Origin of the sequence: Psychrobacter immobilis, from assembly GCF_904846285.1 — a bacterium.
In the GTDB taxonomy this organism is placed as follows: Bacteria; Pseudomonadota; Gammaproteobacteria; order Pseudomonadales; family Moraxellaceae; genus Psychrobacter; species Psychrobacter immobilis_D.
Genome location: NZ_CAJHAD010000043.1, coordinates 1 through 8,424, shown reverse-complemented (window position 1 = coordinate 8,424; position 8,424 = coordinate 1). Strand labels below are relative to the sequence as shown.

5 protein-coding genes are annotated in these 8,424 nt (G+C 42.0%); all 5 read right to left on the bottom strand.

The features are described from left to right. Window positions 1–3,663 (bottom strand): DUF6531 domain-containing protein (locus tag JMX13_RS13250; protein ID WP_201613274.1); only part of this gene is annotated, 3,663 nt, incomplete at its 3' end. Next, on the bottom strand, window positions 3,657–4,643 hold the full coding sequence (locus JMX13_RS13245; RefSeq protein ID WP_201613271.1) for a PAAR-like domain-containing protein: 987 nt from the start codon (window positions 4,641–4,643) through the stop codon (window positions 3,657–3,659). The genes JMX13_RS13250 and JMX13_RS13245, both read right to left, overlap by 7 nt. 52 nt (window positions 4,644–4,695) lie before the next feature. Then, entirely contained in the window at window positions 4,696–5,241 is a 546-nt protein-coding gene (locus JMX13_RS13240; RefSeq protein WP_201613269.1) for a hypothetical protein, read from the bottom strand. Window positions 5,242–5,417: 176 nt separating this feature from the next. Further along, on the bottom strand, window positions 5,418–6,794 hold the full coding sequence (locus JMX13_RS13235) for a DUF2169 domain-containing protein (protein ID WP_201613267.1): 1,377 nt from the start codon (window positions 6,792–6,794) through the stop codon (window positions 5,418–5,420). A gap of 419 nt (window positions 6,795–7,213) precedes the next feature. Further along, window positions 7,214–8,215 carry an SEL1-like repeat protein gene (locus JMX13_RS13230; protein WP_201613265.1) on the bottom strand — a complete coding sequence of 334 codons (1,002 nt, stop codon included), beginning with the start codon at window positions 8,213–8,215 and terminating at the stop codon, window positions 7,214–7,216. Window positions 8,216–8,424 lie beyond the last annotated feature (209 nt).

The following is an 8,424-nucleotide window of genomic DNA, read 5'->3' as shown; positions in this document are numbered from 1 at the left end:
GACTTGGTACTGAGTACGCAGACTTTTCTCTAACTCATTGTTGGCGTTGTACTGTAGTTGCAGCGCAGTGCGTGGTTCGGTATCAGGATTATCAATCGCCTCGAGAGTTTTATACAATACTCGCCCATGACTATCATAGGTGTATCTAATGCGCTGGTTGTTTTGAATCAGCTCACGCGGTCTGCCATGATCAATCTGTGTGTTGTCTGTTGTGTTATCAGCGACTTTTACAGGCACACGATTACTAGCAGGGTCAAAGGCAAAGATTTCAGTAATGCCATTATGATTCTGATAGTCGGTCAGCTTATGCTCAATTAATCGACCTTGTGTATCGTACTGGTATTGATGATTGCGAGTAAACTGACTTTGTTGATTCTGAATTGCCGTGTTCTGCTCAGTTCTTTTATTAGAACCAAGCACACTATGACCGCTTAAATGAGTTAGTTGTCCTAGCGCGTCATAGTTGTAATCGCGCTGTATAGTAATATGATTATCACTGCTGCTGTATTGCTTGATTAAGCGTCCCACAGGATCATAGTTATAGCTGCTCTCAAGCATGCCTTGTTGACGGCTGATCTCTTGATGGAGCTTGTTGCGCTCGCTATGACGTATCTCAATATGCTCATCGCTGCTAGGATCATAAAGGCTTTGGTTATATAGATGCCCTGAGCCGTAATACAGCTGATTGATGACTTTACCATCGGGTAAGGTGGTGTTGAGGCGGTTGCCAAGCTCGTCATAGTCATGAGTGAGGGTGTGCTCGCGTGCTTGATACTGTCCATCTTGGGTTAAGTGACTGATGAGAGTCTCTGTTATCAGTCTACCGCCCGCATCATATGCTAAGTTAGTACGGCTGTTAGGATTGTTAGCACTAATGAGCTGCCCTATTTCGTTATAGTCATAACGCATGCGATGGTATTGCGGACGAGCAGGTTTGTTGGACTCGTTACCGATAAGCTCAGGGTAGTGACTGCTATGTTGAGCTATTAGCTGTCCGATGATATTATATTGCATGAGTACATGATATTGCTTGTGCCTTGGGAGCTGTGGGTTGTCTATTTGCTGTATCATCTGCCCGATGGCATCGTAGTGATAGCGACTTTGATGACCGTCAAAGCGGGTCTCATGGATTAGGTTGTCATTGGCATCGTATTCAAAGGTCCACTGCTCGCCGTTTTCATTGATCAGGGTAGTGAGACGTCCAAGCTCATCATATTGATAGGCGATACTGTTGCCTTTGCCGTTAGTACGGCTCACTGTACTGGTCTCTTTATCTACGCTTTCATCAGTGCGTTTGCTTGGTTTGCCTTCGCTATCATATTGATAGGTGACTTGTTGACCCAGCGCATCGATATAAGTGATCAAACGACCTAAATCGTCATAATCCATTTGTATCTGGCTACCATCAGGATAGCGAACTTGACTCATCAGCGATTCAAGGTGTGGGGCGCTGTTGTTATAATTGTAATATGTGCGCTCGCCCATCGCATCGATGATCTGCTGCATGCGCTGTTTGTCATCGTATTGGTAGCGTGTCTGATAACCACTGCAGTCGGTTTGAGTGAGTAGGTTGCCGTAGTCATCGTACTCAAAGGTAAACTGACTGCCATTGGCTAGGGTTTGTACAGTAAGGTTGCCATGATTGTCATACTGGAACTGAGTGGCATTGCCTAACGCATCAGTATATACAATAGGATTACCTTGAGCATTATAGCGGTACTGCTGCTGATGACCGAGGGCGTCTGTGCCTGCGATCAGCTGCCCTGCTCGGTTATACTCGTAGCTGACTTCACGGTACTCTGGTAGCTGGGTGATAGGATCATTACCTATTTGTACTTGCACATTGTCAAGATGATTACCTTTATAGTTATAATTGATATGACTACCATTAGCTCTGATGACCTTGATCTTACGATTATTACTATCATACTCATAATGTGTGGTGTTGCCGTTAGGATCCGTCAAGCTTGTCATGTTGTACCAGTCGTCATAAGTATAATAACGCTGACGCTCAAGACCAGTGCCAGGCTGTTCAGTGACGATGGTAGTGCCGATGCTTTCAGTGCCGCTAGTATCGCGACCGTATTCAAATGAATACTGTCTGCCATTGCTCGTGGATTGCCCAACGACACGAGCAGTTTTAGGATCATCATATCGATCATACTGATAAAATACTTTCTGACCGCCACCCGTAACCTGAGCAATCAGTAGATGATTATTATAAGCAAACTCTCGGGTGGTGCGTCCTTGAGTCATAACTTTGATCAGGTCACCGTCGGAGCTGTAGGTGTAGTTTACAAGTACCTGTTTACTTTTAAGGCTTTCCAGTTTGTATAGCGTAGTCAGTCTTGGCTGCTCATTATAAAAATTGAATTCAAACTCATAGCAACTGCCAGCATCATCGGTAAGATATTGTGGTAGATAAGCGCTGCCCCGCAATGCGCGGCGAGTATAGTGAAGCTGTATCTTATGACCATATTTATCAGCATAGCTACTTAATAAGATAATTGCTTCGGTACCATGATGGCGGCGACTGGCGACATAGCTGTAATGTTGGGCGACGCCGTTAAAAGCGTCAACTTTATGAGCCTCAGAATTACGAGCTTTAGGACTATAATCACCTTGATAGAGGATAAACTCTAACGGCTCATGATCACCAATACGGCTGCCACTAGTCGCACCCGCTATTATCGGACGGCTAATAGCGGTAGTATGTTTTTTATCTTCAGGTAAAGGTTCACGGTATAGGGTAATGCCCTCACATGGCTGATAGCAGCTTTGCCCAGGAGCGAGATAGGTAAAAGGTACACGCCTACCTGAATTATCCACCAGATAGATGCGGTTATGCTGCGGGTCTAGCTCCAAACGCTGCTCACAACCTTGAGTCGTCCAGCCTTGACCAAACCAGCCTATATCGGGGTTTTGACTGTTATACATACGGCTCATGACGAATGGTAGATAGCCATTGCCGTTATAGTCAATGTCATCACCACCTGAGAGTACCTTGCAACCGTATAAAGCGTTTACAGGTGCGCCAACCATTGCATCACTATTAGCATTAGGGCAGGTATTAATTCTGATACCCTCGCCTTTGATACGAGCGCCCGGTGGACCACTGGTAATATTTACCGATTGCCTAGCAGGCTTAACCGGATTAAGTGGTATGACAGATTTAATGAAATCTGTTGGATTAATCTGAGGATTAAGAATAGATAGACCTTGTTTGAGCATATCGGTAGCTTGAGAGATTTGCCCCATTACATTGGCATACTCACTACCAGGCGCAATACCTGCCAAAGACATACCAGCACCTAATAATGAGCCTTGATTAGCTGCTGATATAGCACTAGATAATGCACCCACTTTCCCCATCACCTCAGAGAAATTGCTGCCCGGCACCGCCCCTGCTAGCGCCATACCCACACCCAGCATAGAGCCTTGACTGGCAGCCTGAGCTGCTCGCGATACTATATTTATCGCCCCAACTGCTTGCGAGACATTACTATTAGGGATAGCGCTGGCGATATTCATACCGATATCGAAGGCGGAGCTTTGACCACCAGTAGCTACAAGGTTCGAGAGTGCAAATGCGGTGATACCAGGTTCAGGCTTACCCAGCTCGATAGTAGGTAGTGCCGGTGATGTTCTATTATCAACTAACATAGCGATATATACTTCCCTTCAACGTTTTCATTATTCATAGTGCAGGTATCGTCTGCTCGTATGGATAAATAGCCACAGTACAGAATGCTAGGCGCACCTGAGGTTGCTCTGATCTCTTTGCCAACAGTTCCTGACTTAACACCGCCGCCAACGCCTGCTTCATCACCCATACAGGTAGGTTGAATGGTTTTTCCCATGACATAGACGGTAAACCCGTTCATGGTTGAGTTTGATATGGTGTCTTCTGCATTATCAAGCATTTGATAAAGGTTATACCCTGCGACGCTGTCTTTTTTATGAGAGGTATAATTAAATGAGGGGCTTTTACTAATGGCCATGAGTTGATTCTGCTGCGAGCCACTGATTTCAGGTAGATCGTACGTTTTTCCAAAATCTTTAGGTGAAGCATTATTTTCAGGATCTAAAGCGTGAAGGATACGTCTAGATACTGCTGTACCTATATTCCCTAATCCATCGACGATAGCATCATTAGCGCTGATATCGCCAACAAGGTTACTAGCACCCCAAAGAGCAAGAGATGCTGTACCAAGAGCAACAATTACAGGCGCTCCTACTACAGCTGTACCTAAGCCCGCTGCTATAACTGCACCGCCAGCCAGGCCGCCAGCCACATTTGAGCCAAGGCTTAAAGCATTAGCAGCTTTAACATCTCTATCTGGATCCTTGTAATCATTTGTCATAGTGGCAATATCATTGCCAGCGCCCCAAGTAGCCAAGCCAACGTTAGTCTTTCCTAGTCCAGACGCTATTTTTGGCAGTGCTTCAGGCGCTACCATAACTCCAGTTTCAACTATTCCTGTTACAGTACCTGCTACTGTTTGTCCAGCAATGCTTGTATCTAAACTTGTAGCATTACCATCAAATACATTAGTTGCTGCATCAAGATTGTTCACAGCATTTTTAGCATTATTACTACCCGTTAAGAGATCTGCTCCATCTTTAACACCAAACTTTGACATGTGACCTCCTCAATTGGTTATAGGATAATACCTGACACTCATTTATCTAAATTTACTTTTTAGCTTTGTTACCAGCTGCTGTTAATCTACCAAATAGCCAGTAGTAAAAAGGGAATAACAGAATACTTATAGGTATGAATATATACATATAAAACTCACCTGAATCCTTCACTAGTTTTGCTCTATCACTATAGCTACGCGTTATTTCATCATTCATTTCTATAGTCACTAGCTGGGAAATATCATTTTTAAATCCTAGAAACTCTTTTTGCTCGTACCATCCAACAGTCACTACATTGTCTGTATAACGGTTTAAATATTTTGTGTCACCACAAGAGCTTGATGTACCATTTCCAAAAGGACTATAGGAACATGTAAATAATTGACTTTTATTTTTTCCGTCTATTCGATTAAGCATTATATGATTCACATACTCAGGTTGTTCGACTATGTTAAAAATACCTGTCGTATATTTAAGCTCACTCTCTTTTGGAAATCCTATACCTTGATAGTTACTTATTCCAATATATATAAGACCTAAAGCAATAATCAAAGATAAAAAGAAATCAAACTTCCTTAAAGGTTTAAAACTAAGCATTTTGACTCTCTTTCTTTATTTTTTTTTTAAAAACTAGTAGTAATGCCAATTTATTCAATCGTCTATCACACTTTACCTAAAGACTGATAGAATAAAAAAGCCATCAATAAAAGTATATGATCATTTTTAACCTTACAACACCTTCTATCTAACTGAACGATATTAGAACTATTATTTTATTTATTTTCATAAGGTCGAACTATTTTAGTCGTCTCAGTAAAGTACTGTTCTGCGAGTGCTTGTTGCTGTGCTCTACCAAGCACTGACAGCGTTGCTTTCTTAGGCTTATAATTATCGATTACGATTGCCCGCCATACTAGATTTATCTTTTCCTTATCAGAAGAGATAACTACGGTATCCAAGCGTAGTGGTAGTTCTGTATTCATTATCTGTGGGTTCTTAGATTCTAAGGCTAGATACACTACGGTTTCTGGTAAATAGAGTTTTAAAATAGTGTCACCACTCTTAGCAGTAGTTGCCGCTGTCGTGTCGGGCTTACATAGATTGGTTAAAGTAAGCCATTCATTGCCTGTCAGAAACTCAGTCTGCTGATCAGCATAAGCACTATTCCACATGGCAAAGTCAAAACCTTTAGGATAAGCATCACCACTTTCGATGAAATCCTCATCGACCTGCCCTACTAATTTGGCACGCTCTGGATGACTCTTCGCACGCACGCCAAAACCAGCGACCAGTTGATTATGAGTATCTCGATCAAGCTTATCCTTTGCCACTTGATTGACCAAGCTTTCACTGATGAGCAGATCTGGATGATGAACTTGAGAGAGGGTAATACTTGGCGGTTGTACATACTTATGATAGATGAAAGAGCAGTAGCCTGTGCCCGCAGGATTGAAGCTATCTTCTTGTAGATAAGCAATGACGCCATGGCCCGGGTTAAGTTTGATAGCACTGCGGTTGTCTTCTGGTATCAGCTCATTTTTATCGATGTATTTAAGCGCTTTATGATTGTCTTCTATTAGACTATAGCCACCAAAGCTGCTACTAGGATTTAGGCTGACGTTGCTTGGCATCGGCTCTATGTGCAGCCTGTAATGTGAGTTGCCTGTGATGCTATCGTTGAGTAGATATCTGGGACTTAGGATAGTGAGTGTCTTATCGATGAGGACTTGACCAGCGTGGTATCGGTCTTTGGCAGATTCTCTAGAGCTTTGCGCAACAAAGGCATATTTGGTAGCAGCGGTAGGCTCGCCTAAAACCATATAATCAGGGCTTTGCAGTTTAATACTGGCTGTAAAGCTATTTTGATTCTGCCTGTGCTTAGGGGCATAAGCATGTCCCTTTATAATGACGTCACATTTTGGCTTGTAATGCGCCAAGTCTGACTCTTCTACTATGCCGCTCATTAAATCTTTTGTATCAATAAGTTGATCTTCTAAACGCAGCGGGTCTTGCTCGTCAGCGAGTGTCAACAACCCCTGCTCGTTCCAGGTATAAGTTTGCCTCATAACGACCACATGAAAGCTCTGACCTAATTGATCGACTCCTTCAAATGCTAGTGCAGGATGGTTGGTAGTGTTAATAAAGTTCATAAACGCTCTGCATTAAAATTCTGGTTAATCAAATAATATATTTAGAATAGTCTGATGATAATAGGTAGATAATCTACCTCTAATTATGAAAGCAATCATAACGTATTCGCAAACTTATGTGTATAGAATGTATAAACAATACTAACCATCAACGGAAGGTGTTTTTTGACGTTCATCATTATTTTGATACTATGTCCATGCGCTGCATTACTAAGTGTCGCTAGACTTGCAGCTGCTTCGGTATGATCATTAGTTCATCGTGGTTCTCAAGCAGGAAGTCAAAGCTTTTGGATTTTATGCCTGATTGCTTAGCCGCTTGCGGGTAGCCCCAAGGTGGCGGGTTGTCGCTGTTGTATAGCCAGCCGATGACGATAGAATTTAAGAGCTTTTAAGTTAAGGCTGAATTAAGTAAAGCAGTATTACTGACTTATAATGCCTTCTTGAATTAATACATCGATAATATCTTTGGCTCTTTGATTGCCTTTAGCAGCAGCGTCTCGATATAGCTCAAGCGCTTTATCTGTGTCTTGAGTAACACCATGACCAAAATAATACATTCCACCAAGATTGGTTTGAGCTTCTAGGTCTCCTTGAGCAGCAGACATACTATATCCTTTAAAAGCCTCATCATAACTTTGTACAACGCCATCACCAGTATATTGTAGAGCAGCTAGATTATTTTGAGCAGCAGCATAACCTTGTTCTGCCGATTTGTCATACCACATGGCAGCTAGTGCATAATTCTGTTTAACCCCTAAGCCATTGGCATACATAACCCCTATATTATATTGGGCTTCCATTTCGCCTTGCTCTGCTGCTTTTTGGGTCCATTTGTAGGCTTCATTATAATCTTGCTCTATCCAATCTCCTTCTAAGTAGTTCATACCTAATTCAAGCTGTGCTGTTACAAAACCATTCTCAGCTGACTTTCGATACCATTTTAAAGCTTGCTTTTTATCTATTGGTCTATCATAGCCATCTTCATAAAAAAAACTAATATAATACTGTGCTTCCGGCTGACCTTGAGCGGCAGCTTTCTCAAACCAAGCAACTGACTCATTAAATACAGGTTCGAGCTCCATATTGAAGTAATACAGTTTGGCAAGCGCATTTTGTGCATCCGCTAGCCCCTGTTCGGCAGACTTTCTATACCATTGTGCTGCCTTAGTTTTATCTTGACTGACACCCTCGCCGTTTTCGTACATCATGCCTAGTTGAAATTGAGCTTGCGGATCACCTTGATTGGCAGTAGCATAAGTTGATTTAAAATCTATATTGTCATTTTTATGAACTGATTTGGTCGAGTATTGAGCAATGTCATTGGTAGATTCAGCTGAGCACGCTGAAAACAATAATCCAGTTGATAATGCAATAACAAGTCTTAAATGAAATATTAATTTTTTTGGTTTTTGAACAATCATAAGATACTTCACTTCTATACTTTAGAACGTTAACATCTACATATAAACGCCTTACTATATTAATTATCTATCGATCTAATGGCTTACGCTTTCTAGTAATTTAATAGTAAGATCTTTAAACTCTTCTCTGTATGGTAGAAAAAAAGCTTTATGTATTTGACAAGCTGCCAGATCGCCCAGATGGTTTGATAGAGCCGCCACTTGGTAGC

Coding starts and splice junctions, on each gene's coding strand:
- JMX13_RS13235 (WP_201613267.1), bottom strand. CDS start 6,794: ATGAACTTTATTAACACTACCAACCATCCTGCACTAGCATTTGAAGGA.
- JMX13_RS13240 (WP_201613269.1), bottom strand. CDS start 5,241: ATGCTTAGTTTTAAACCTTTAAGGAAGTTTGATTTCTTTTTATCTTTG.
- JMX13_RS13230 (WP_201613265.1), bottom strand. CDS start 8,215: ATGATTGTTCAAAAACCAAAAAAATTAATATTTCATTTAAGACTTGTT.
- JMX13_RS13245 (WP_201613271.1), bottom strand. CDS start 4,643: ATGTCAAAGTTTGGTGTTAAAGATGGAGCAGATCTCTTAACGGGTAGT.